At 59.9% G+C, this 23,427-nt stretch carries 25 protein-coding genes; 10 read left to right on the top strand and 15 right to left on the bottom strand.

Going from position 1 to position 23,427, the window contains the following annotated elements:
- Window positions 1-45: 45 nt before the first annotated feature.
- On the bottom strand, window positions 46-1,377 hold the full coding sequence (locus tag AC3WN7_RS14810) for a putative porin (RefSeq protein WP_095963780.1): 1,332 nt from the start codon (window positions 1,375-1,377) through the stop codon (window positions 46-48).
- 280 nt (window positions 1,378-1,657) lie between these two features.
- Between AC3WN7_RS14810 and AC3WN7_RS14815 the strand changes: the two genes are divergently transcribed.
- A complete protein-coding gene (locus AC3WN7_RS14815; protein WP_095964052.1) occupies window positions 1,658-2,782 on the top strand; it encodes a GNAT family N-acetyltransferase in 1,125 nt (374 codons plus the stop codon).
- Between the two features lie 17 nt (window positions 2,783-2,799).
- Here AC3WN7_RS14815 and aqpZ read toward each other — a convergent pair whose 3' ends face one another.
- From aqpZ to AC3WN7_RS14840, 5 genes are all read right to left on the bottom strand, one after another.
- A complete protein-coding gene (gene aqpZ, locus AC3WN7_RS14820; protein ID WP_102673860.1) occupies window positions 2,800-3,498 on the bottom strand; it encodes an aquaporin Z in 699 nt (232 codons plus the stop codon).
- Window positions 3,499-3,808: 310 nt separating this feature from the next.
- Window positions 3,809-5,641, bottom strand: coding sequence for an ABC transporter ATP-binding protein (locus tag AC3WN7_RS14825; protein WP_095963782.1), 1,833 nt, complete (start codon window positions 5,639-5,641; stop codon window positions 3,809-3,811).
- Between the two features lie 94 nt (window positions 5,642-5,735).
- Entirely contained in the window at window positions 5,736-6,293 is a 558-nt protein-coding gene (locus AC3WN7_RS14830; protein WP_095963783.1) for a peptidylprolyl isomerase, read from the bottom strand.
- Window positions 6,294-6,296: 3 nt separating this feature from the next.
- Window positions 6,297-7,100: an alpha/beta fold hydrolase gene (locus AC3WN7_RS14835; protein WP_102673859.1), complete on the bottom strand. Its 804-nt coding sequence runs from the start codon at window positions 7,098-7,100 to the stop codon at window positions 6,297-6,299.
- A 14-nt stretch (window positions 7,101-7,114) separates the two neighbouring features.
- On the bottom strand, window positions 7,115-8,038 hold the full coding sequence (locus AC3WN7_RS14840; protein ID WP_057715975.1) for a PA3225 family LysR-type transcriptional regulator: 924 nt from the start codon (window positions 8,036-8,038) through the stop codon (window positions 7,115-7,117).
- A gap of 49 nt (window positions 8,039-8,087) precedes the next feature.
- On the opposite strand from AC3WN7_RS14840, the gene AC3WN7_RS14845 reads away from it, so the two are divergent.
- The 3 genes from AC3WN7_RS14845 to AC3WN7_RS14855 all read left to right on the top strand — a co-directional run bounded on the left by AC3WN7_RS14845 (window position 8,088) and on the right by AC3WN7_RS14855 (window position 10,442).
- The gene (locus AC3WN7_RS14845; protein ID WP_102673858.1) at window positions 8,088-8,402 is read left to right on the top strand and encodes a 3-phosphoglycerate kinase; all 315 of its coding nucleotides are present in this window, start codon (window positions 8,088-8,090) and stop codon (window positions 8,400-8,402) included.
- 229 nt (window positions 8,403-8,631) lie between these two features.
- Window positions 8,632-9,231: an FMN-dependent NADH-azoreductase gene (locus AC3WN7_RS14850; protein ID WP_015096339.1), complete on the top strand. Its 600-nt coding sequence runs from the start codon at window positions 8,632-8,634 to the stop codon at window positions 9,229-9,231.
- 344 nt (window positions 9,232-9,575) lie between these two features.
- Window positions 9,576-10,442, top strand: coding sequence for a carboxylate/amino acid/amine transporter (locus AC3WN7_RS14855; protein ID WP_102673856.1), 867 nt, complete (start codon window positions 9,576-9,578; stop codon window positions 10,440-10,442).
- Between the two features lie 81 nt (window positions 10,443-10,523).
- On the opposite strand, the gene AC3WN7_RS14860 is transcribed toward AC3WN7_RS14855, so the two are convergent.
- Window positions 10,524-11,822 carry a mechanosensitive ion channel family protein gene (locus AC3WN7_RS14860; RefSeq protein WP_095963787.1) on the bottom strand — a complete coding sequence of 433 codons (1,299 nt, stop codon included), beginning with the start codon at window positions 11,820-11,822 and terminating at the stop codon, window positions 10,524-10,526.
- 191 nt (window positions 11,823-12,013) lie between these two features.
- Here AC3WN7_RS14860 and AC3WN7_RS14865 point away from each other — a divergent pair, with 191 nt between their 5' ends.
- On the top strand, window positions 12,014-13,354 hold the full coding sequence (locus tag AC3WN7_RS14865; protein ID WP_007972492.1) for a DEAD/DEAH box helicase: 1,341 nt from the start codon (window positions 12,014-12,016) through the stop codon (window positions 13,352-13,354).
- 63 nt (window positions 13,355-13,417) lie between these two features.
- Here AC3WN7_RS14865 and AC3WN7_RS14870 read toward each other — a convergent pair whose 3' ends face one another.
- Complete coding sequence (locus tag AC3WN7_RS14870; protein WP_102673855.1) at window positions 13,418-13,696, bottom strand: hypothetical protein; 279 nt, start codon at window positions 13,694-13,696, stop codon at window positions 13,418-13,420.
- Between the two features lie 196 nt (window positions 13,697-13,892).
- A complete protein-coding gene (locus AC3WN7_RS14875; protein ID WP_095963789.1) occupies window positions 13,893-14,627 on the bottom strand; it encodes a DUF899 domain-containing protein in 735 nt (244 codons plus the stop codon).
- A 194-nt stretch (window positions 14,628-14,821) separates the two neighbouring features.
- On the opposite strand from AC3WN7_RS14875, the gene AC3WN7_RS14880 reads away from it, so the two are divergent.
- The gene (locus AC3WN7_RS14880; protein ID WP_095963790.1) at window positions 14,822-15,214 is read left to right on the top strand and encodes a transcriptional regulator; all 393 of its coding nucleotides are present in this window, start codon (window positions 14,822-14,824) and stop codon (window positions 15,212-15,214) included.
- Window positions 15,215-15,351: 137 nt separating this feature from the next.
- On the opposite strand, the gene AC3WN7_RS14885 is transcribed toward AC3WN7_RS14880, so the two are convergent.
- The 3 genes from AC3WN7_RS14885 to AC3WN7_RS14895 form a co-directional block, all read right to left on the bottom strand.
- A complete protein-coding gene (locus AC3WN7_RS14885; protein WP_095963791.1) occupies window positions 15,352-16,221 on the bottom strand; it encodes a DUF6279 family lipoprotein in 870 nt (289 codons plus the stop codon).
- Between the two features lie 77 nt (window positions 16,222-16,298).
- Complete coding sequence (locus tag AC3WN7_RS14890) at window positions 16,299-17,021, bottom strand: TorF family putative porin (protein WP_095963792.1); 723 nt, start codon at window positions 17,019-17,021, stop codon at window positions 16,299-16,301.
- 207 nt (window positions 17,022-17,228) lie between these two features.
- Window positions 17,229-17,417, bottom strand: coding sequence for a PFL_1563 family small protein (locus AC3WN7_RS14895; RefSeq protein WP_015096330.1), 189 nt, complete (start codon window positions 17,415-17,417; stop codon window positions 17,229-17,231).
- Between the two features lie 350 nt (window positions 17,418-17,767).
- Between AC3WN7_RS14895 and AC3WN7_RS14900 the strand changes: the two genes are divergently transcribed.
- Together AC3WN7_RS14900 and AC3WN7_RS14905 are read left to right on the top strand one after the other, a co-directional pair.
- Window positions 17,768-18,604: a CvfB family protein gene (locus AC3WN7_RS14900; protein ID WP_095963793.1), complete on the top strand. Its 837-nt coding sequence runs from the start codon at window positions 17,768-17,770 to the stop codon at window positions 18,602-18,604.
- Window positions 18,605-18,783: 179 nt separating this feature from the next.
- Window positions 18,784-19,716 (top strand): DMT family transporter, encoded by a 933-nt coding sequence (locus AC3WN7_RS14905; protein WP_095963794.1) that lies wholly within the window; start codon window positions 18,784-18,786, stop codon window positions 19,714-19,716.
- Here AC3WN7_RS14905 and AC3WN7_RS14910 read toward each other — a convergent pair.
- A complete protein-coding gene (locus AC3WN7_RS14910) occupies window positions 19,661-20,842 on the bottom strand; it encodes an MFS transporter (RefSeq protein ID WP_102673854.1) in 1,182 nt (393 codons plus the stop codon). The two genes, AC3WN7_RS14905 and AC3WN7_RS14910, sit on opposite strands and share 56 nt — an antisense overlap.
- 104 nt (window positions 20,843-20,946) lie before the next feature.
- Here AC3WN7_RS14910 and ptrR point away from each other — a divergent pair, with 104 nt between their 5' ends.
- Both ptrR and AC3WN7_RS14920 read left to right on the top strand, forming a co-directional pair.
- On the top strand, window positions 20,947-21,840 hold the full coding sequence (ptrR, locus tag AC3WN7_RS14915; protein WP_095963796.1) for a putrescine utilization regulator PtrR: 894 nt from the start codon (window positions 20,947-20,949) through the stop codon (window positions 21,838-21,840).
- 135 nt (window positions 21,841-21,975) lie between these two features.
- Window positions 21,976-22,104: a PA1414 family protein gene (locus AC3WN7_RS14920; RefSeq protein WP_007972508.1), complete on the top strand. Its 129-nt coding sequence runs from the start codon at window positions 21,976-21,978 to the stop codon at window positions 22,102-22,104.
- Between the two features lie 203 nt (window positions 22,105-22,307).
- On the opposite strand, the gene AC3WN7_RS14925 is transcribed toward AC3WN7_RS14920, so the two are convergent.
- Window positions 22,308-22,559, bottom strand: a complete 252-nt coding sequence (locus tag AC3WN7_RS14925; RefSeq protein WP_102673853.1) for a phosphopantetheine-binding protein — start codon at window positions 22,557-22,559, stop codon at window positions 22,308-22,310.
- A 70-nt stretch (window positions 22,560-22,629) separates the two neighbouring features.
- Window positions 22,630-23,355, bottom strand: coding sequence for an MBL fold metallo-hydrolase (locus AC3WN7_RS14930; RefSeq protein WP_095963798.1), 726 nt, complete (start codon window positions 23,353-23,355; stop codon window positions 22,630-22,632).
- Window positions 23,356-23,427: the final 72 nt, after the last annotated feature.

The raw sequence follows: 23,427 nt of genomic DNA on the forward strand, positions 1-23,427 counted from the left end.
AAAAGGGGCCCGGGCTTCCTTGCCCGAGTCGTGTGGCGGGTTGAATCAGAACTTGGCTTCGGCATCCAGTTGCAGGGTGTTGATGTCCGAATCCTTCTTGTTGATGTTGGCGTTGGTCTGGTCCGAGGTCGCCATGTAGTAGGTCGCGCCCAGGGCAAAGTTCTTGTCCAGGTCGTAGCTCACTTTCAGCTTGCTGCCGCGCGAACCGGTGAAGCCGTTGGCGAAGTCGGAGTCGGTGAAGGCACCCACCACAGCGTTACGCTGTACGTCGCGGTAGTTGTAGTCCACGTTGAAGCCGTAAAGCTTGGACTTCACACCGGCCAGCCAGCCAGTGTCCTGGTCGTTGCTGGCATCGGTGTTGTTGACGTACTGACCGTAGATCGACAGCGGTACCGGCAGGTTGCTGAAGTCCAGCTGACCAAAGCCTTCGTACAGTTTGAACTGTTCGCCCGGGCTGTTGCCGTTGACGGCCAGTGCGCATGGCGTAGTAACGGTACCCGAGGTCGGGCAGGCGCTGCTGTCATCGTTGTCGTAGGCATAGAGACTGCCGCCCAAGGTCATTTTCATGCTGTCGGTGATGGCGAAGCGCGCACCCAACTGGCCGGCGTACAGACGCAGGTCGTGCTTGAATTGCACGCCTTCGCCATCGACGTTGTCCTTGAGGGTGTAGTGACCGGCGCTACCGAACAGCTCGGTGCTGCCGCTCAACGGGTACTTGTAGGTGACGGCCAGACCTTCCGGGTTGATGTCGCTATCCCAGATGATGTCGCCCATGCTCACCCATTGTTGCGGCATCTTGCCGCCAACCAGGTGCAGGTTCTTGATCGCGTCCGGGTGGTAGTCGATGTAACCCTGGTCCAGCCAGATCTGCTTCTTGTCGAAGTAGTTGTTCAGGTCCTGGTTGGTCGAGCGTGCGTCGTCGTTGCTGCCGGTGGCGATACGGATGCCGGTGTCGACCTGCGGGTTGATTTCGCTGTAGGCACCCAGGCGGGCACGAATGCGCTGACGATCCTGGTCCTTGTTGTTTGGCACGCCATCGTTGTGGACGTTTTCCTGACGAAAGCGCACGTCGCCCTTGAACTGGGTCTTTGCCGCCCATGCAAGCTTCTGGTCGAAAGCACTCAGTGTGTCGGTTTTCTTCGCGGTGGCCGCGATTTGCTCGTTGGTCTCTTGCTGAGCCTGACGGGCAATCTGCTGTTCTTTCTGATCCCTGGCCAGCTCGGCTTGCAGTTCGCTGTACTGCGCGTTGGTGATCGAGCCGTTAGCCTTGAGCATGTCGAGCAGTTTGGCGTCGACTGCGGCACTGGCCGGAACACTCATGGCCAGCAACAGGCCACCGCACAAGGCCGCCGCAGTTTTTGTGGAAGCAAGACGCATATCAATCTCCGAAGATGAGAGGGGATGACAGAGCCATCCGGGGCACAACCGACCGTAAGGGGCGGAAAACTGTGGCCGGGTATAACCCGGCGCTCTAAAAACAGGCGCCAGTATCGCGATGGTTTATTACAGAGCAGTGGCAATGTGATGTCATGTCCATGACGATACAAAGCTGCCGTGAACGGTTGAGTTAGAGCACTGTCGTCGCTTTGCCCGTGTGCAATGTGGAGCGATAGGCGATACTCGCGGGGCTTTCACGCCATGAAGAGTGAGGATGGTGATGCCGTTGCAACGCCTGCAAAAACTGTCAGAAATCGCCCCGCAGACCTGGGATGCCATGGTGCCGGAGAGCCAGCCTTTTCTGCGTCACGCTTTTTTGAGTGCACTGGAAGACAGCGGCAGTGTCGGCCCCCATTCCGGCTGGCAGCCCGAGCATCTGCTGCACGTTGAAGGTGATCGCCTGATCGCCGCGCTGCCCGGTTATCGCAAGTGGCATTCCTACGGCGAGTACGTGTTCGATCACGCCTGGGCCGATGCCTGCGAACGCGCCGGCATCGATTACTACCCCAAGCTGTTGAGCGCGGTGCCATTCAGTCCTGTCGCCGGGCCGCGGCTGTTGGCGGCCACGGTCGAAGACGGTTTCGAACTGTTGAAAAGCCTGCCGGGCTATCTTGAACTCGAAGGGCTTTCCAGCGCCCACATCAATTTCACCGATCCATTCACCGATGCGGCATTGGGCGAACAGCCCGGCTGGCTGCAGCGCGTTGGCTGTCAGTATCACTGGCAGAATCGCGGTTACCGGGATTTCCAGGACTTCCTCGACGTGCTCAGTTCGCGCAAGCGCAAACAGATGCGCAAGGAGCGCGAACAGGTGGCCGGGCAGGGCTTCGAGTTCGAATGGCTGGAGGGGCGGGAGCTGAGTCAGGCGCAATGGGATTTCGTCTATGCCTGCTACGCCAATACCTACGCGGTGCGCCGGCAAAGGCCGTATCTGACGCGGGAGTTTTTCAGCCTGTTGGCCGAACGCATGCCGGAGTCGATTCGCGTGGTGCTGGCCAGGCAGGGTTCACGACCAGTGGCGATGGCATTCAGTCTGGTGGGGGGCGACAGCTTTTATGGCCGTTACTGGGGATGCCTGGCGGAGTTCGATCGGCTGCATTTCGAGACCTGTTTCTACCAGGGGATGGACTACGCCATCGCCAACGGTTTCCAGCGTTTCGATGCCGGTGCGCAAGGCGAGCACAAACTGATTCGTGGATTCGAGCCCGTCATCACCCATTCCTGGCACTACCTGCGGCATCCGGGGTTGAAGGCGGCGGTGAAAGACTTTCTGGAGCAGGAGCGGCTGGGGGTGCTGGCTTATGCAGAAGATGCGAAGTCAGCCTTGCCTTATCGACAAGGCTGATCTTCACCGCAGACGCGTCAGTTGTCTTCCTTGCCCAGCCAGCGATACAGCACGCCGCCGACCGCTGCGCCGAGCAGGGGGGCGACCCAGAACATCCACAGTTGTTGAATCGCCCAGCCGCCGACGATCAGCGCCGGGCCGGTGCTGCGCGCCGGGTTGACCGAGGTGTTGGTGACCGGGATCGAGATCAGGTGGATCAGCGTCAGCCCCAGGCCGATGGCAATCGGCGCCAGTCCTGCCGGTGCACGTTTATCGGTGGCGCCGAGGATGATCAGGATGAACATTGCGGTCATCACCAGTTCACAGACAAACCCTGCCGCCATTGAATAGCCGCCAGGCGAGTGTTCGCCGTAGCCGTTGGACGCCAGGCCTCCTGCCAGTTCGAAACCGGGTTTGCCGCTGGCAATGAAGTACAGCAGGGCGGCTGCAATCACGCCGCCAATGACCTGGGCAATGATGTAGGCCGGCAATTCCCTGGCCGGAAACCGCCCACCCACCACCAGGCCGAGGGATACCGCAGGATTGAGATGACAGCCGGAAATATGACCGATGGCGAAGGCCATTGTCAGCACGGTCAGGCCAAACGCGAAGGACACCCCGAGCAAGCCGATCCCCACCTCTGGAAAAGCCGCTGCCAACACCGCACTGCCGCAACCACCCAATACCAGCCAGAACGTACCTACCAACTCAGTCGCCGAACGTTTTAACAGAGACATAAGAGAGTGCCCTTTCGAGATTATGCTGCCTTGAGCCTCCAGCCGATGGACTGCAGAACCACCTCCAGAACGTTGCAGTGAGTACAGCACGGTTTTTTCAGAATTCCAGCAGGCATAAAAAACCGCCAGGCCCCGTGTTTGAGGGGGGCTGGCGGTTTTTTTTGGAGGCTATCGGTCGTGCCAATCCCTGTAGGAGCGAGCTTGCTCGCGATGGTCGTCAACGATAACGCTGAAAACCTGACACCGCGCGGCGTCCCTTCATCCATCGCGAGCAAGCTCGCTCCTACAGGTTATGTGGCCATCCCAGGGATCAATCGATCCCGACAAACCCACCCGTCTGGTGTTGCCACAGCCGCGCATACAAGCCGCCATGGGCGAGCAACTCGGCGTGGGTTCCGGTTTCGGCGATCTTGCCGTTTTCCAGCACCACCAGCCGGTCCATCCGGGCGATGGTCGAGAGCCGGTGAGCGATGGCGATCACGGTCTTGCCCTGCATCAGGGTTTCGAGACTTTCCTGGATCGCCGATTCGACTTCCGAATCCAGCGCCGAGGTGGCCTCGTCCATGATCAGGATCGGCGCGTCCTTGAGCAGCACACGGGCAATGGCGATGCGCTGACGCTGGCCGCCGGAAAGTTTCACCCCGCGCTCACCGACATGGGCATCGAAACCGGTGCGACCTTCGGCGTCCGACAGTGAAGGAATGAAACCGTCAGCCCGGGCCTTGTGCACCGCTTCCCAGAGTTGGGCGTCGGTGGCGTCGGGTTTACCGTACAGCAGGTTGTCACGGATCGAGCGGTGCAGCAGCGAGGTGTCCTGGGTGATCATGCCGATGCGTTCGCGCAGGCTTTCCTGGCTGACGTCGGCGATGTTCTGGCCGTCGATCAGGATGCGTCCGCCTTCGACGTCGTACAGGCGCAGCAGCAGGTTAACCAAGGTCGATTTGCCCGCGCCGGACGGGCCGATCAGGCCGATTTTCTCGCCAGCCTTGATGGTCAGGTTGAGGCCGCCGATGATCCCGCTCTGCTTGCCGTAGTGGAAGTCCACCTGCTCGAAACGCACTTCGCCACGGGCCACTGCCAGGGGTTTGGCCTGGTCGCGGTCAGTGACGCTGACCGGTTGCGAAATGGTCTGCAGGCCATCCTGCACCATGCCGATGTTTTCGAAGATGCCGGTCACCACCCACATGATCCAGCCGGACATGTTGACGATGCGGATCACCAGGCCGGTGGCCAGGGCGATGGCCCCGACGCTGATCAGCGACTGCGTCCACAGCCACAGGGCCAGGCCGGTGGTGCAGACGATCAGCAAGCCGTTCATGCTGGTGATGACCACGTCCATGCTGGTGACCACGCGGCCGGCCAGTTGGGCTTTTTCGGTCTGTTCCTTGATCGCTTCGCGGGCGTATTGCTGCTCGAAGTGGGTGTGGGCGAACAGCTTCAGGGTGGTGATGTTGGTGTAGCCGTCGACAATGCGCCCCATGAGTTTGGAGCGCGCATCGGACGCCACCACCGAGCGATCCTTGACCCGTGGCACGAAGTACCAGAGAGCGCCGATGAAGGCGAAGATCCACGTCAGCAGCGGGATCATCAGGCGCCAGTCGGCTTCGGCGAACAGCACCAGCGAACTGATGGCGTAGATCAGCACATGCCACAACGCATCCACCGCTTGCACGGCGGAATCGCGCAGTGAGTTGCCGGTTTGCATGATGCGCTGGGCGATGCGCCCGGCGAAGTCGTTCTGGAAGAAATTCAGGCTCTGCTTGAGCACATAACTGTGGTTCTGCCAGCGGATCATGCTGGTCATGCTGGGGCTCAGGGTCTGGTGCACCAACAGGTCATGCAGGCCCACGAATATGGGGCGCAACACCAGCGCCACCACCACCATCCAGGTCAGTTCGAGGGCGTGCTCGCGAAACAGATTGGCGTTCGGCGTGCCTTGAGCCAGGTCGATGATGCGACTCAGGTAGCTGAACAGCGCCACCTCGATCAATGCACCAATCAGGCCGACGATCAACAGGGCGGCGAAGCTCGGCCAGACCTGCTTGAGGTAGTAGGTATAAAAAGGGAATACACGATCCGGCGGGGACGCCGTCGGTGCTTCACGGAAAACATCGATCAGTTTTTCAAAACGGCGATAAAGCATGGGTCGTTCGCCCGCGAGCGGGCTCTCCTTTTAACGGTTTGAGCGTTGCCGGCAAACACCGGCAACGGCTCGGACATCCTTGTCCAGCTTAGTCTCAGTCGATGCGCTTGGCCGACTTGATGAACACCGGGTCGGCCGGCACGTCCTTCATGCCGCTACGAACGGTGGTTGGCGAATTGACGATGATGTCGACCACGTCCATGCCTTTGACCACTTTGCCGAACACGGCGTAGCCGTCACCCTGGTCAAGGAAGTCGTTGTCCTTGACGTTGATGAAGAACTGGCTGGTGGCCGAATCAGGCACGGAAGTGCGGGCCATGGACAAGGTGCCGCGAACGTTGACCAAACCGTTGTTGTGTTCGTTCTTGATCGGCGCCTTGGTTTCTTTTTGCTGCATCTGTTGAGTGAACCCGCCGCCCTGAACCATGAAGCCGGGAATCACGCGGTGGAAAATCGTGTTGTTGTAAAAGCCGCTGTCGACGTACTCAAGGAAGTTCTTGGTACTGATCGGCGCCTTGACCGGGTCCAGTTCGATTTCGATCTGGCCGTTGGTGGTTTCCAGCAAAACGTGCGGCGCCTTGGCGGGCGTTGCGGCCATCAGGTTGGCGGCAAACAGGACGGTGCCAGCGGCGAGGGCGATTTTTTTCAGCATGGGTCAGTGATCCTGAGTGGTAGTGTCGACTGCAGTCAGAAAATCCAGCAGCGTTTGGTTGAAGTGTTCCGGCTGGTCCAGCGGCGTGGCGTGGCGTGAATCGGCGATCACCACCAGCCGCGCATCGGGCAGCAGTTTTACGTAGTTTTCCTTCAGCGCCACCGGTGTGTAGTCACGGTCGGCACTGACGATCAGGGTTGGACAGGTGACCTTGGAAAGTCGTTCCTGGACCCCCCAGCCAACAATGGCATTGAAGCTGGCGAGATAAGCATGTTTGTCGTTTTTTGCCCAGCGCTCGGCCATTTTTTGTCGCAAGTCGGCCTGTTCGGGCTTTGGGAACAACTTGCTGCCCAATGCCTTGCCGATGGTGCGCAGGCTGAGTGCGTGCATCAGGCTCCAGCGCTTGAACCACTGCCAGTAATCGTCGCGGCTGCGCAATTTGACCTCAGGCGCACTGTTGACGATGCACAGGCTTTTCAGCAGTTTCGGCTGGTCCACACCCAGCTGGAAGCCGATCATGCCGCCCATGGACAAGCCGACGTAGTGTGTCGGGCCGAGATTGAGGTGCTCGATCAGTGCGATCAGGTCGGCGCTGAAACCGGCAATGCTGTAGCGCTCCCGGGGTTTGTCCGAACGGCCGTGACCGCGTATATCCGGGACGATCACCCGGTAGCGGGTGGCCAGTGCCGGGATCTGCTTTTCCCAGTCCAGGGTGCTGGAACCGAGGCCGTGGACCAGCAGCAGCGGCGTGCCGTGGCCATACTCCTCATAGTGCAGGTTGCAACCTTCGTGTTCGAAATAGGCCATGCATACACTCCGTGTCAGGCTTGTTCGGGGGCGGCGAACGGGGCGTCCAGTGGTGCGGTGTCGAAGGTGCGCAGCAGTTCGATGAGAATCTGCGTGGCAGGTCCCAGTGGTTTGTCCTTGTTCGAATACAGGTAAAAACTCGGGTTGCGGCTGCCGCCCTGATCCAACGGTAGCAGCTTGAGCGTACCTTCCTTGAGTTCCCGTTCGATCATGTGCCGGGGCAACCAGGCAAAACCCAGGCCGCTGCCGACGAAGGTCGCGGCGGTGGCCAGGCTGCCGACGGTCCAGCGTTGCTCGGCCCCGAGCCAGCCGACGTCCCTTGGTTGCTGACGGCCCGAGTCGCGGATCACCACTTGCATCTGGCTTTCCAGGTCCTGGAAGCTCAGTTCGCGGTTGAGGCGGTGCAGGGGGTGCTCGGGGTGGGCGACCGCAACGAACTCGACGTCGCTCAATTCCGCGCCCAGGTAACCGGGAATACTGAAGCCCGTGATGGCCAGGTCGGCCACGCCTTCGAGCAGGACTTCCTCCACGCCCGACAGCACTTCCTCACGCAGGCGCACCCGGCAGCCACGGCTTTGCGGCATGAACGCGGTCAAGGCGCGGACGAGGCGGGCGCTTGGGTAAGCGGCATCGACCACCAGGCGCACTTCGGCTTCCCAGCCCTGTTCCATGTGATGGGCCAGGTCTTCGAGTTGGCTGGCCTGTTTCACCAGTTGCCGGGAACGGCGCAACAGCACGCCGCCGGCTTCGGTCAGCACGGCTTTGCGTCCGTCGATGCGCAGTAGTGGCACGCCGAGCTGATCCTGCATGCGTGCCACGGTGTAGCTGACCGATGATTGCGAGCGATGCAGCGCCTCGGCGGCCTGGGCGAAACCACCGTGATCGACCACGGCTTGCAGCGTTCGCCATTGATCAAGGGTCACGCGGGGCGCTTTCATGTTGAGCTCCTCTTGTCCTAAGCTGGCAGCCCTTACTGGAGGCTGCTGAATGAAAAAAATCTGTTGTGTGCTGCTGGCGCTGCTGCCGCTGACGGCGATGGCTTACCCGATCGATGTGAAGAAAGACCTCAACGGCATGAAGATCGATTACCAGACCTACGACACGGATAACGACATCGGCTCCATCCAGGTGGCCAACTACGGCGACGTCGATGCAAGCTGCAAGGCCGTCTTCATCAATGGCCCGGAAGCACCGCGTACCCGCAAGATCGACGTACCGGCCGGCAAACACAAAAATGCCACCGCCAAATTCAGCCGCAACATCATCAAGCTGCGCATCGAGCTGAGCTGCACCCCGAAATGACAGCAATCTCCTGTGGGAGCGGGCTTGCTCGCGAAAGCGGTGTGTCATTCAACGTTGATGTCGACTGACACGGCCTATTCGCGAGCAAGCCCGCTCCCACAGGGTATGTTGAGCTTATAAACGAATTTATTGATGGGTTATAGCAGTTATTTGCGCTTTTTCATCGATATGACTCTGTTTAACCTTCACTCCATCGACCTACAGCATTCTCAGATGGAGGCTACATCCCATGTCCCGCGTTCTGATCATCGAAAGCAGTGCCCGTCAGCAAGACTCGGTTTCCCGTCAACTGACCCAAACGTTCATCAGTCAGTGGAAAGCCGCTCACCCGAATGACCAGATCACTGTCCGGGACCTGGCCGTCAATCCGGTGCCGCATCTGGATATCAACCTGCTGGGTGGCTGGATGAAACCCGCCGAGCAGCGCAGCGACATCGAGCAGGCGTCCCTGGAACGCTCCAACCAGCTGACCGACGAATTGCTCGCCGCCGATGTACTGGTCATGGCCGCGCCCATGTACAACTTTGCGATCCCCAGCACGCTGAAAGCCTGGCTTGACCACGTGCTGCGTGCCGGCGTGACCTTCAAGTACACCGAAACCGGTCCCCAGGGCCTGCTCAGCGGCAAGCGCGCCTATGTGTTGACGGCTCGTGGTGGCATCTATGCCGGCAGCACCGCCGATCACCAGGAACCGTACCTGCGTCAGGTCATGGGCTTCATCGGCATCCACGACGTGACGTTCATCCACGCCGAAGGCATGAACCTGGGCGGTGACTTCCAGGAGAAGGGCCTGAACCAGGCGAACGCCAGGCTTGCGCAAGTGGCCTGAACCATTAATCGCCAGATAATCGCTGGATGGTCTAGTGACCTGGCGCACCCCTTCAAGCCTGTACGCGCATCGAACCTCCCTTCGCACTTGTTGCTCCTGAGTGCTCTGGCCCGATTGAACGCTTTAGCGAGATCGGGCTTTTTTTTTGCCCGGGATTTTTTGAGCGGACACACACCCCTAGTGGGAGCCGGCTTGCTCGCGAAAGCGGTGTGTCATCCCACATTTATGTCGACTGACACTCCCTCTTCGCGAGCAAGCCCGCTCCCACAGTTTTTGTGTTGGTTTAGCGTTCGCGATCAGTAGCAAAACCCGCTATCGTCGCCGCCATTCGAAACGAGGCGAGCATGGGCTATCTACTTTTTGTCACGCTGATCCAGGCGTTTTCCTTCAGTTTGATCGGCGAATACCTGGCCGGTCATGTCGACAGTTACTTTGCGGTGCTGGTGCGTGTGCTCCTGGCAGGGCTGGTGTTCATCCCGCTGACCCGCTGGCGCTCGGTGGAGCCGGCGTTCATGCGCGGCATGCTGCTGATCGGCGCCTTGCAGTTCGGGGTGACCTACGTCTGCCTGTACCTGAGCTTTCGCGTACTGACGGTGCCGGAAGTGCTGCTGTTCACCATCCTCACGCCGCTGCACGTGACCCTGATCGAAGATGCTCTGAATCGTCGCTTCAATTCCTGGGCCCTGGTCGCGGCACTGGTGGCGGTGGCGGGGGCGGCGGTGATTCGCTTTGACCGGATCAACCCGGACTTCTTCATGGGTTTCCTGCTGCTGCAACTGGCCAACTTCACCTATGCCGCCGGGCAGGTGCTGTACAAACACCTGGTTGCCCGCCACCCGAGCGATCTGCCGCATTACCGACGCTTTGGCTACTTCTACCTTGGCGCACTGGCGGTGGCGTTGCCAGCGTTCCTGCTGTTTGGCAAACAGGACTTCCTGCCCGAAGCGCCTTTGCAATGGGGCGTGTTGCTGTTCCTCGGTCTGGTCTCGACTGCGCTGGGTTTGTATTGGTGGAACAAGGGGGCGTGCATGGTCAATGGCGGGACCCTGGCGGTGATGAACAACCTGCATGTGCCTGTGGGGTTGCTGATCAATCTGCTGATCTGGAACCAGCATGAGGAACTGGGGCGATTGTTGCTCGGCGGTTCGGTGATTTTGCTGGCGGTGTGGATCAGTCGGTTGGGCATCATTAAGGGCGCACAACCTGCGTAGGGGCTATCGCAGGCTGCGATTTTTTGATCCTGAAATCAGAAAATCGCAGCGCTGCGGCAGCGCCGATGAAGATTTGCGGTGTTACATGACGTGTTTTTCAGGCTCGGGAATGTGGCTCGCGCCCAACATCGCCGGCAGCAGCCCCGCACGTAGATCCGTTCCGCTCGGCTGCTGATACAGGTTCAACCCGAACTCCGGCAGCACCGCCAGCAGGTAGTCGAAAATATCCCCCTGGATCCGCTCGTAGTCGGCCCACGCCGTGGTGCGGGTAAAGCAGTAGATTTCCAGTGGAATGCCCTGGGCTGTGGTCTGCATCTGGCGGACCATGCAGGTCATGTTCGGCTGGATCCCCGGATGACTCTTCAGGTAGGCCAGCGCATAGGCGCGCAAAGTGCCGATGTTGGTCATCCGCCGACGGTTGGCCGACATGGCCGCGACGTTGCCCTGGGCCTCGTTCCAGGCCTTGAGTTCCGCCTGTTTGCGGGTCATGTAGTCGGTGAGCAAGTGCACCTGGGACAGCTTCTGTTCCTCGTCGTCGCGCAGGAAGCGCACGCCGCTGGCGTCGATGAACAGGCTGCGCTTGATCCGGCGGCCACCGGAAGCCTGCATGCCGCGCCAGTTCTTGAACGACTCGGACATCAGGCGCCAGGTCGGAATCGAGACGATGGTCTTGTCGAAGTTCTGCACCTTGACCGTGTGCAAGGTGATGTCCACCACATCGCCGTCGGCGCCCACCTGGGGCATTTCGATCCAGTCGCCGACCCGCAGCATGTCGTTGCTGGTCAATTGCACGCTGGCGACGAACGACAGCAGCGTGTCCTTGTAGACCAACAGAATCACCGCCGACATGGCACCCAGGCCCGAAAGCAGCAACAGCGGCGAGCGGTCGATCAAGGTCGCGACGATGATGATCGCGCCAAACACGTACAGCACCATTTTCGCCAGTTGCACATAGCCCTTGATCGAGCGGGTGCGGGCGTGTTCGGTGCGGGCGTAGATGTCCAGCAGGGCATTGAGCAGGGCGCTGACCGCCAGCAGCAGAAACAGGAAGGTGAAGGACAGGGCGACGTTTCCGAGGAAATTCAGACTGGTCTTGCTCAGGTCCGGCACCAGATTGAGGCCGAACTGGATGACCAGCGAAGGCGTGATCTGGGCCAGGCGATGAAACACCTTGTTCTGTAGAAAATCATTGACCCAATGCAGCGCCGGCTGGCGGCTGAGCATTTTTGCCGCGTGCAGTATGAGGTAGCGCGCCACCCGTCCGAGGAACAGCGCAATGGCCAGCAACAGCAGCAGCGCCAGGCTGGAATGTAAGAGCGGGTGCTGGTCGAGGGCACCCCAAAGGTCCAGGACGTTGATCCAGAGCTGTTTGATATCCATGGTCAAAACGATTCTTCTGTAGGGCGCGAGAGGCGATTAGAGCATTTAAGACGCTTTGTATTGCGTTTTGGGAAAAACAAGGCAACAAAAAACCAACTGTTTACCGCCATTTGCACAAAGAAACTCGGCCTGAGCGCTCGAAACCGTTACCCTATGCAGCTGTTTTTTTGCATTTCTTCGAGGTAGCACCCGTGTTTTCCCAATTCGCCCTGCACGAACGCCTGCTCAAAGCCGTGGCCGAGCTGAAATTTGTCGAGCCAACGCCTGTGCAAGCCGCGGCCATTCCGCTGGCGCTCCAAGGGCGTGACCTGCGGGTGACGGCGCAAACCGGTAGCGGCAAAACCGCCGCATTCGTTTTGCCCATCCTCAACCGTCTGATCGGCCCGGCGAAAATCCGCGTCAGCATCAAGACCCTGATCCTGCTGCCGACCCGCGAACTGGCCCAGCAGACGCTGAAGGAAGTTGAACGCTTCTCGCAGTTCACCTTCATCAAGTCCGGCCTGATCACCGGCGGCGAAGACTTCAAGGTCCAGGCCGCGATGCTGCGCAAGGTGCCGGACATCCTGATCGGTACGCCGGGCCGGATGATCGAGCAACTGAACGCCGGCAACCTCGACCTCAAGGAAGTCGAAGTACTGGTGCTCGACGAAGCCGACCGCATGCTCGACATGGGCTTTGCCGAAGACGTGCAGCGTCTGGTGGACGAATGTACCAACCGTCAGCAGACCATGCTGTTCTCCGCCACCACCGGTGGCTCGGGCCTGCGCGAGATGATCGCCAAGGTCCTGAACAACCCGGAGCACCTGCAGCTCAACGCGGTCAGCCAGCTGAACGACACCACTCGCCAGCAGATCATTACCGCTGACCACAACCAGCACAAAGAACAGATCGTCAACTGGCTGCTGGCCAACGAGACGTACCAGAAGGCCATCGTCTTCACCAACACCCGGGCCATGGCCGACCGTATCTACGGCCGCCTGGTGGCGCAGGAATACAAAGCGTTCGTGCTGCACGGCGAGAAAGACCAGAAGGATCGCAAACTGGCGATCGACCGCCTGAAGCAGGGCGGCGTGAAAATCCTCGTGGCCACCGACGTCGCCGCTCGCGGTCTGGACGTTGACGGCCTGGACCTGGTGATCAACTTCGACATGCCGCGCAGTGGCGACGAGTACGTGCACCGTATCGGTCGTACCGGCCGTGCCGGTAACGATGGCCTGGCCATCTCGCTGATCTGCCACGGCGACTGGAACCTGATGTCGAGCATCGAGCGCTACCTCAAGCAGAGCTTCGAGCGCCGCACCATCAAGGAAGTCAAAGGCACCTACGGCGGACCGAAGAAGGTCAAGGCCTCGGGCAAGGCTGTCGGCGTGAAGAAGAAAAAGACCGACGCCAAGGGTGACAAGAAGAAAACTGCCGCCAAGACCCCGACCAAGCGCAAGAGCGCCAACCGACCAAAGAGCGACTCCCTGGTCAGCAAGGACGGCATGGCGCCGCTCAAGCGCCGCAAGCCGGAAGCGCCAGCGGCTGAGTAAGTCGCTGTACGCGACCCAGGAAAAACCCGGACAGTGTCCGGGTTTTTTTATTCCTGGCGTCTATCAGCCTTCGGTTTTCTTCTCGGCAGCGCCCAGCTCCTTCAAGCGCTGGTCGATCAACTGGCACTTGTCCGGCAAGTCTTTCGAGGCAGTGCCCAGATCCATTTTTTGCAACTCGTCATTGATCTCTTTGGCCTTGGTCGGGTTCTGCTCGGTGAGCTTGGCCACTTCCCGGGCCAGTTGTTCGCGTTTGGCGGTGGCCTCCTCGGGAGTACAGGCCCAGGCGGGCAGGGCACAAGCGAGGGCAGCGGCGAGAGTGAGCTTCTTCAGCAGTGGTTTCATGGGGGCGGGCCTCAGTTCCGGTCAAGGCGGGTTATCCGGTTGAGCGCTGGCCCTTGGGGAAAGTTCAGTCTGTGAAATTTTCGTGGGTTGTCAGGGCCCCTTCGCGGGCAAGCCCGCTCCCACAGGTTTTGTGAGCAACACGGAAAACTGTGGGAGCGGGCTTGCCCGCGAAGGCCGCACCTCGGTGTCCGGGGGGCTAACTACCATGGCAGCAACTCGACTTCGCCTGTTCCTCATATTTGTCATGGTGGCGCACCCACTCCATGATTTCCTCCTCGTTGCGACCCTTGGGCGTCAGGTCGAGGTAGTTGTAGGCGCCAACCAGCATGTCCAGGCCACGGGCATAGGTGGAGTAGGTGTGGAAGATTTCGCCGGCTTCATTGCGATAAAACACGCTGAGACCAGGGAGTTCTTCCTCGGCGCCGTCGGTTTTTTCGTAGTTGTACGTAGCCTTTCCTGCGGCGACCTCTTCGGCCCGGGCACAGACGCCAAAGTCGTAGTTGAAGTCGCATCCTGCCGACGACACCCAGTCGAACCTCCAGCCCATGCGCCGCTTGAAGGCCTGGAATTCGGCGAAGGGTGCGTGGGAAACCGCCACCACTGCAATGTCGTGGTGGGCCAGGTGCTGGTTGGCGCCGTCGATGTGATCGCTGAGGTACGAGCAACCGGGGCAGCCCTCGTCCCAGCCCTCGGCGAACATGAAGTGGTAGATGACCAGCTGACTGCGGCCGCCGAACAGGTCCGCCAGTTTCAGTTCGCCATTGGGCCCCTGGAAATGGTAGTCCTTGTCGATTTTCACCCAGGGCAGGGCGCGGCGTTCGGCGCTGAGTTTGTCCCGTTCCCTGGTGAAGGCTTTCTCGTGGATCAGGTGTTGTTTGCGGGCGGCGAGCCATTCTTCCCGCGACACGACGGGGTGATTCTGGATGTTCATGTTGTTTTCTCCTGCGTGGGGCTGGGAGGTGACCTACACAGACTAGTCGTTTGGCTTGGGTGGAATTCGACATGCCGCCGGTCGGTCATCAGCGAAAGGCCGTCTGAACGGCAGCTGGGTGCACCGGTCACAACCTGTAAGGCCCGTTCAATTGCACGGGCATCCATTGAACGGACACCGGAGGTTGAATCAGGATGACGACTTACAACTGGGACTTGATCGAGCGCTTGCTGCATGAAGCGCAAAACAGCGCAGGCCACAACTTCACGCCGCGGCCTTACGCCGAACAGCATGCGGCGCAGAAGGCCGCGGAAGGCGAGTCGATAGAAAATCTTGATCACTTGAAAACGGTGGCTGGCGAGTACGAAAAGCTGCTGCTGATGCGTGGCTATATCGCGCCGCGACCGGAAGACGAAGGGGGTACGGGTGCCAATTACATTTTGACGGCGCGGGGATCGCGTTTGTTGAGCCTGCTCGACAGCAGTATTCCCGGTAATGATCACCCGCGGCAGGTGCTCGATGAACAGGAGGATGCGCTGGATGAGATGACGTTTGATGAGGTGGCGTCGAAGGCGCAGATTGCCTGAGATGCGGTTGTGCCTTTGTGGGAGCGGCGGTGCGACGATTCGACTTGCTCGCGAAAGCGGTCTGTCAGTCACATCCATGTTGGATGTGCCGACGTCTTCGCGAGCAAGCCCGCTCCCACATAGTATCTACGCTGGGCTTAGCCTTGTTTCGCCGCTTTCAGGCACTTCAGGTCACTGAAGTCCTTTCTTACACCCTCGATTTTCTTCAGTAATCGTTCACGCTGGCTCGGTGTGCTTGCAGCCATGAGATCCACGAACAGCGAACGTGCCTGGGCCTCGGTGTTGGCAAAGGCCTTACGATAGGCGGGTGTCCACAAACTCTCGCGATTGATCAGAAGTGTCTCGATTCGTTGTGGGAATTGTGGACTCTGGCGTTGCGCAACGGCCGCGCTGAACTGTTTCTGCCAATGGACACGATTGGCCAGCCACTGCGTATTCTGATCACCCAAGGCCCTGGACCATGTGGTGACCCGCTGTTGCTGGGTGTTGTTCAGTGGGCCGAGCCAGTCGTTCAGGCGCTTCTCCATGCGCGCGCTGCGCTCCTTGATCTGCTGGTCGAGGGTGGGCTTGAGGTATTCCTCCTGGCGTTTGCGCCGGTCCTTGGCGAAGGCATCGTTCATTTCGGCGACTTGCTTGTCATCCAGCCCTTGCAGCAACTCGATGGCCGACGGGGTGATTTCCCGCGCGGTCTCGGCGATCGCCTGTTCGGCTTCGTGGGCGCGGGCCTGCAAGGCGGCATCGGTGACCTGGTTGGTCGCGATCATGGTTTGCAGGCGGTCCAGCCAGTCGAGATAGCCGGGCAGTTGGGTGGTGCAGTGCCAGCTCAGGTGTTCCTTCAAGCGTTCGTCCAGCCAGCTTTTCTGCTCGCCGTTCATGTCCAGGTAGTCGCTGAGCGTCCACGGGATGATCACATCGAGATTGCGGTAGGCCAGGCCCACGCGGCTGCAGGCGCCGAGGGCGAGGGCAACGGTCAACACAACGGCGATATGTATGAACCAGCGGGGCATGGGCGAATCCTTGCGAAAGCCAGTCTTCGGGGTCTGATTCTCTTGTGAACCCAGGAGAGGGCCGGCAGTTCAGCCGATCAATAGAACGCGTGTTCGGCCTTGAGCGTCACCAGCCCGTCGCATCGGCTGTTGTGCCCGGCATAGGCCGAGCAACCGCTGCCGCTCAGGCTGGAGTCACTGTAGATCAGGTCGAGGTCGATGCCCATGAACGGGCGGGACAATTTCAGCGACCAATCGGTAAAACTGCCTACATACCCGCCATCCACCGCCACTGGCGTATTGAATTGGTGGGTGGTGTATTTCAGGCTGATACCGACACCGAACGGTTGATTGCCGCTCAAGTCAGCGAACAGCGTGTTGTTCTGTTTGTCCGGGTCATTGCTGAAGGCTATACCGAAACGGCTGCCGAGCAAGGTCAGGCCGCCGAACAGTTCCTGGCTGTCAGGGGTGGTGACTTCGGGGTAGCTGTAGCGGATCAGGCCCACTTCGTAGCCGAGGGTTTGGTCGAAGGGTTGTTTAAAGCCCGCGTAGGAGTCGATCTCGAGGTCTTTCCCCGGGCTGATGCCCATGCTGGGTGACCATTGGCCCACGTAGAAACCGCTGTCGTGGCTCAGGTCCAGGCCTGCGTGGAACGAACCGACGGCCGAGGGTTTGACCAGACCTTGGGCCATGCTGCGGGTGGGGGTGGTGCCGAGCTTGAGGTCGAAGGCACCCAGTTCACGCTGAAAGATTTGTGCGTGTGCTGCGGAGCAAACCAACAGACCGCCGAGCAATGCCGATAAACAGAAAGGTTTGAACATGCGTCACTCCATGAGCAGCGAGTGCAGGCTGGCGAGCCCGCTGAAACGCTTGATCCAGACGCGTGCAAGGATACCGGCGAATGATCGGCAGCGAAGGCCGTTCGTCGATTTCCATGGATTTGATGGGGGTGCCGGAGGGAGTGAAGAGGGTTCCAGTCCAAGCGCTTCGAGGCTCAAAGCGCTTTGGGACCAGGTGACGCGAGGGGTTTACTTTTTGCCCAGGGTGATCTGCTTGGACGGGCCGAACGTCTGGCCGCTGACGCCTTTGGCAATTTGCTGGATTTCACCGCCGGACTTGAGGAACGCTGCGATCTGGCTGTTGATCGACTCGCTGGTTTCAACGGCTGGAGCTGGCTTTGCTTTGCTGGTGGATGCTTTTACGCGCATGGCGGCCATTAACCTGTAGAAAATTAACTTGGCCAGGCATCGTACAGGAATTACCTGATAATTGCTTGGCAAATATCCCCTCGCAATACTCGTGAGGTCGGGGTAATCAGTACTCGGACAATATTCGAAATATACGTCTAAGCCGCTGTTTTAATTAAGAACATGCCTTGAAAAATACTGCGCCACGCTTGTCTGGGCATGGCCTGAATGCCCGGATCGGTCTGACGAGCGGCCAGGCATGCGATGAAAGCCCATGAAAATCAAGGCCTTCAGAGGATTTTCTCGCACCACCGGGCCGGGGGCCGAACGCGGCGCTTAAAACCGGGTAGAATGCCGCCCACGCAATGAGGGTATTGGACATGGCTTTAGTCGGGCGTTACAACAGTTTGCAAGTGGTTAAACACACTAACTTCGGTTTATATCTGGACGGTGGCGCGGATGGCGAAATCCTTCTGCCAAATCGTTATATTCCAAAAGATATTCCTAGCGAAGATGAAGACTGGCTCAACGTTTTTATATATCTGGACAGCGATGACAAACTCATCGCCACTACTGAAAAGCCGAAAGTTCAAGTGGGTGAATTCGCCAGTTTGAAAGTTGTTGAAGTCAACAGCATCGGCGTATTCCTGGACTGGGGCTTGCCCAAGGACCTGTTGCTGCCGTTCTCCGAAGAGAAGCGTCAGATGACGGCGGGCGAGTATGTGGTGGTACACGTCTACCTCGACAAGCACACCCGCCGCATTACCGCGACCGCGCGCCTGGACCGCTATCTGGACAAGACCCCGGCCAACTACACGGCTGGCCAGGAAGTGGACTTGCTGGTGGCCGAAGCCACGGACATGGGCTTCAAGGCCATCATCAACAACAAGCATTGGGGCCTGATCCACAAGAACGAAATCTTCAAGTTCATGCGCGCCGGTAAAGAAGAAAAGGGTTTCATCAAGGAAGTTCGCGCCGATGGCAAGATCAGCCTGAGCCTGCAGCCGGTCGGCCAAGAAGCGGCCACTAGTCTGAACTCGAAGATCCTCGCCAAGTTGCGTGAAAACAACGGCACCCTGGCCGTGAGCGACAAGAGCGATCCGGCGTTGATCAGCAGTCTGTTCGGTGTCAGCAAGGGCAACTTCAAGAAGGCCATTGGCGCGTTGTACAAGAATGGCCAGATTGTCATTCATGCCGATCGTATCGAACTTAGCTGATCCCACTCTGCCCCTGTAGGAGCTGCCGAAGGCTGCGATCTTTTGATCCTTGAAATCAGGATCGCAGCCTTTGGCAGCTCCTACAGGGTTATTTTCCGGCCTTCTGGTTGATAATCGACAGCCGGGGTTTGCTTTTACTGCCGAGTCTTTGCCATGGATTGTGTCTTCGAGGTGTTCCGGTGAGCGTTACCCGGCGCAGTACCGACGGGTTTGCCCTGCAAGTGATGGTCGGATTGTGCCTGGTCTGGGGCGTTCAGCAGGTGATGATCAAGTGGGCGGCGGCCGATATCGCGCCGGTGATGCAGGCGGCCGGACGTTCCGGCATGTCGGCGTTGCTGGTCGGGCTGCTGATCTGCTGGAAGGGCGGCTGGAACCAGGTGAATACGACCTGGCGCGGCGGTCTGCTGGCCGGAGCCTTGTTCGGCCTGGAGTTCTTCTTCATTTCCGAAGGTCTGCAACTGACCACGGCGGCGCACATGTCGGTGTTCCTCTACACCGCGCCGATCTTCACGGCGTTGGGTGTGCACTGGTTATTGCCCAGTGAGCGTTTGCGACCCCTGCAATGGCTGGGGATCGTCCTGGCCTTTATCGGGATTGCCATCGCGTTTGCCGGCGGGGTGTCCTGGGACAACCTTGATTACCGCATGTTGATGGGCGATGCCCTGGGGGTACTGGCGGGGGCCGCCTGGGGCGCGACCACGGTGGTGGTGCGCGCCTCGCGCCTGTCGGAAGCGCCGGTGACCCTGACGCTGTTCTATCAGTTGATTGTCGGTTTTTTCGGTTTGCTGTTGATCGCTCTGCTCAGTGGCCAGATCACCCATGTCAGCCTGACCACCGTGGCGGTCACCAGTGTGCTGTTTCAGGGCGTGGTCGTGTCGTTCTTCAGTTACCTGGTGTGGTTCTGGTTGTTGCGCCGTTACCTGGCGGCGAACCTCGCGGTGTTTTCGTTCATGACACCGTTGTTCGGCGTCACCTTTGGTGTCGTGCTGCTGGGGGAGGAACTGAGCCTGAACTTCGTGCTTGGCGCAGTGCTGGTGTTGGCGGGCATCACCTTTGTCAGCGCTGAGCAGTGGCTGCGCCGTCGTTTGCGCAAAGCTCTGGGGCAGCACTGACCGGCGCGAGCAACAGACCGCCGGCGATCAGCAAGCCGCAGCCGGCGACCACCAGTGCCGGCTGCAAGCCGCCACTGAAATGACTGCTGAGCGCCGCCAGCAATGGCCCGCTAAGCTGGCCCACGGCAAAGCAGGCCGTCAGCAGGCCGGCATTGCGTTGGGTGGCATGGGGGGCCAGTTCCCGGGAACGCTGGATCACCAGTTGCATGCAGGCCAGGAACGGCGTGCCACACAGGATCACACCCAATGCCAGCCCCGGACCGTTGGCCAGCAGGCAGGCGAACACACCTGCGGCTTGCAGCCATAGTGTTGCCATCAACCAGTGCCGCGTTGCGCCCGCTTTTTGGCGACGCAGACTCACCAGCACCACACCCGAAGCCGCGGCAAGACCGAAGCACGGCCAGAACAGGTCGGCCTGCCATTGGCCATGGAATTGCGCATTGGCCATTTGCGACAGGAAGGTCGCCGGGATGATGTAGCCCAACCCGTACAAGCCGTAGATCAAGCCCAGGCGAGCGATGCCTTGAGTACCCGATGCGCTGGCGCCGGGTGCAGCGGTCGCGGTTGCGCTCGCTTGCGGCAGGAACGGCAGAATCCCCAGCAGCATCGCCAGCCCTGCAGCGGCGTACACCAGCCACAAGGTGGCGGATGTCTGGCCCAGCAGATTTGAGCCCAGGGCCAACAAACCTGTGAGAAAAATCCCCAGGCCCGGTCCGGCGAAGACCAGAGCGCCGAGCCGGGGACGACCGGCCGCTGCCGCGAGCGGCTGGCTCAGCGCGGTGATCATCACCAACACCCAGGCGCTGGCCACACCGGTGCCGAAGCGCAGCAGCAGGTGCGACCAGAACCCGTTGGCCCAGAACGACGCCAGGGTCAGCAACACGCAGAGCCACAACCCGCCCAGCAAGCGCCGGCGCACTTGCGCGGGACGCCGGGAAAACATGGCGTCCACCGCGCCGATGAAATAACCGAGGTAGTTGGCGGCGGCAATCAGCCCGGCGGCGGTCAGGTCGATCTGACCTTCGCTGAGCAGGTGTGGCAATTGCGGCGTCAGGGCAAAACGGCCGATGCCCATGGCCATCATCAGGGCAACGAAACTGGCGGATAATCGAATCAGGGGAGACATGGTCTGGATACCGTTCAGAGGATCGATGACCGTCAGGCTAGGGCTGATTGACTTTCTTTAAAAATGAATAATAGTGAGTAACTTGTTCTTTTTTGGAGAATATCGTGGAGTTCAGCCAATTACGCATCTTCCAGGCGGTAGCGGAGGAAGGGTCCATCACCCGGGCCGCCGAACGGCTGCATCGAGTGCCGTCGAACCTGTCGACCCGGCTCAAACAGCTGGAAGAGCAACTGGGTGTAGAACTGTTCCTGCGCGAGCGTCAGCGTTTGCAGCTGTCGCCTGCGGGAAAAGTCCTGCTGGACTACACCGCCAGGTTGTTTGCCTTGCGCGACGAAGCCAGCGCGGCCGTGCAGGGCGGGCAACCGGCGGGCGACTTCGTGCTCGGCACCATGTACAGCACGGCGGCTATTCACCTTCCGGGGCTGTTGGCGCGCTATCACCGCCTGTATCCGGCGGTGAACCTGCAAGTGCAATCCGGCCCCAGCGGTGAATTGCTCGAAGGTCTGCTCACCGGTCGACTCGATGCGGCGCTGGTGGATGGCCCTATGGAGCTGGCCGGGCTCGACGGTGTGCCCTTGTGCGACGAGCGTCTGGTGCTGATCAGCGAGGCCGATCATCCGCCCGTGCGCAGCGCGCTGGATGTGGAAGGTCGCGCGGTGTTCACTTTTCGTCAGGGCTGCTCCTATCGCATGCGCCTGGAGGCCTGGTTCGCCCATGACCATGCGGCGATGGGCCGGGCGATGGAGATCGAGTCCTATCCGGGAATGCTTGCGTGTGTGATTGCCGGTTCCGGTGTGGCGCTGATGTCGGAGTCGATGCTCGCCAGCCTGCCGGGCCGCGAGAGTGTGGCCGTGCACCCGTTGGCCGAGCCGTTTGCCAGCGCGACCACCTGGCTGATGTGGCGCAAGGGCATGGTCGGGGCCAACCTGAATGCCTGGATCGAGCAGCAACAGGCGGTTTTTCCGCAGGCACCGGTGCAGGCGCGTGAAATTGCCTGAACGCCGGCTGATTGTGATGGATTCAGTAACAGATCATTGCGACTTTGCACGAGCATTGCGTAGGACTTCGGACTATTATCAGTGCGAAGGGGCTACAGAATTTTGGCCGCTCGGCACTACCCTGAAGGGGGCACCATGAAAGAGAAAATCCAAAACTGGCTGCATGACCTGGGCGTGGCGCTCGGCTTGATCGAACCGCCTCTGCAACCCGTGCCTGTTCGTACTGACGACGAGCAGCGTCGGCGCCAGCAGCGACGCCGGTAATGGCTGATGCTACCTGACTGATGAAGGGCTTTCTGTGGCAAGGGGGCTTGCTGTGGCGAGGGAGCTTGCTCCCGCTTGGCTGCGAAGCAGCCCCAAATAGTCACTGAGTTTTAGCAGGTCATTGGATTGCAGGTTTTGCGACTGCTGCGCAGTCGGACGGGAGCAAGCTCCCTCGCCACGATTCAGGTCGTTGACGATCAGCCTCAATGCCGCCCAATCTCCAGCAAGAATCGGCTCAAATCATTCACCGTCCTGGCGGTCTTGAGCATCCGGTCTTCTTCCACGGTAAACGCCGTCACACCCAGTTCATCTTCCAGATGGAAGATCAGCTCTTCGATATCTTTTTTGTCCAATCCCAACTGCGCCAGGCTGGCGTTGTCGTCGAAGTCATCCCGGCCTTCCAGCAGGCGGCTGATGTAGCGATGTACGACAGCACGAAGGGCGGCTTCTTTCATGATCGTTCTTCGAGGAAGTGGGTGCAGTTCTCCCTGCCGGTGCATTCCCTGCCGTTGAGTACAGCAGGCTTTAGCCGTGGGAGCGTTGCCATTCGTCAATCATGCCGCGCAAATGCTCTCCGGAAAAACTGCCGAAATGCCCGCCATGCACCGTGCGGATCGGCAGCGCATGCAGGCGTTGCAGGCTGCGTGCGTAGTCCTCGAGGTTGGAATGGTAGGCGTCTTCGATCAACGGCCCGTCGTAGATGATGTCGCCGCTGAACAAGGTCTCGGTGGCGGCTTCGTACAGGCAGATGCCACCCGGCGAGTGTCCCGGCGTGTGCACGACCTGCAACACGCGGTTGCCCAGGTCCAGCACATCTCCATCTTCGACAAAACCCGTGGCCGGCGCGGCCTTGACCCGGTATTCGGCGTAGCACAGCGGGCAATCGGGGTGCGCCTCGAACATGTCGTCGCCGACAAAGGCTTTGCTCAAGTCGTTGTCGCCATCCGGCGCGGCCAGGATGTCCGCCTCGGCCGGATGCACCAGGCGCTCGGCGAATTCGTGATGACCGGCGATGTGATCGAAATGGCAGTGGCTGGCCACGGCCACCAGCGGCCGCTCGGTGATCCACGGCAGTTGCTCGCGCAGGCTGACCAGGCCCGAGCCGCTGTCCAGCAGCAGGTCCCTGTCACGGCCCTGGATGTGCCAGAGGTTGCAGCGGTAGAAAGGCCGGATGTACGGCTCGTGAATCAAGCGGATGCCGTCGCTGAGATGTTTGACTTCGAACCACTGATCGCGGCTGACGATCTTCATAAGCACTTTCCTTCAGACGAAAAAAAACGAGTGTGGCAACCGACGCCACACTCGTCGAAGAAAGCATCAAGT

Source organism: Pseudomonas sp. FW305-70, assembly GCF_058783925.1.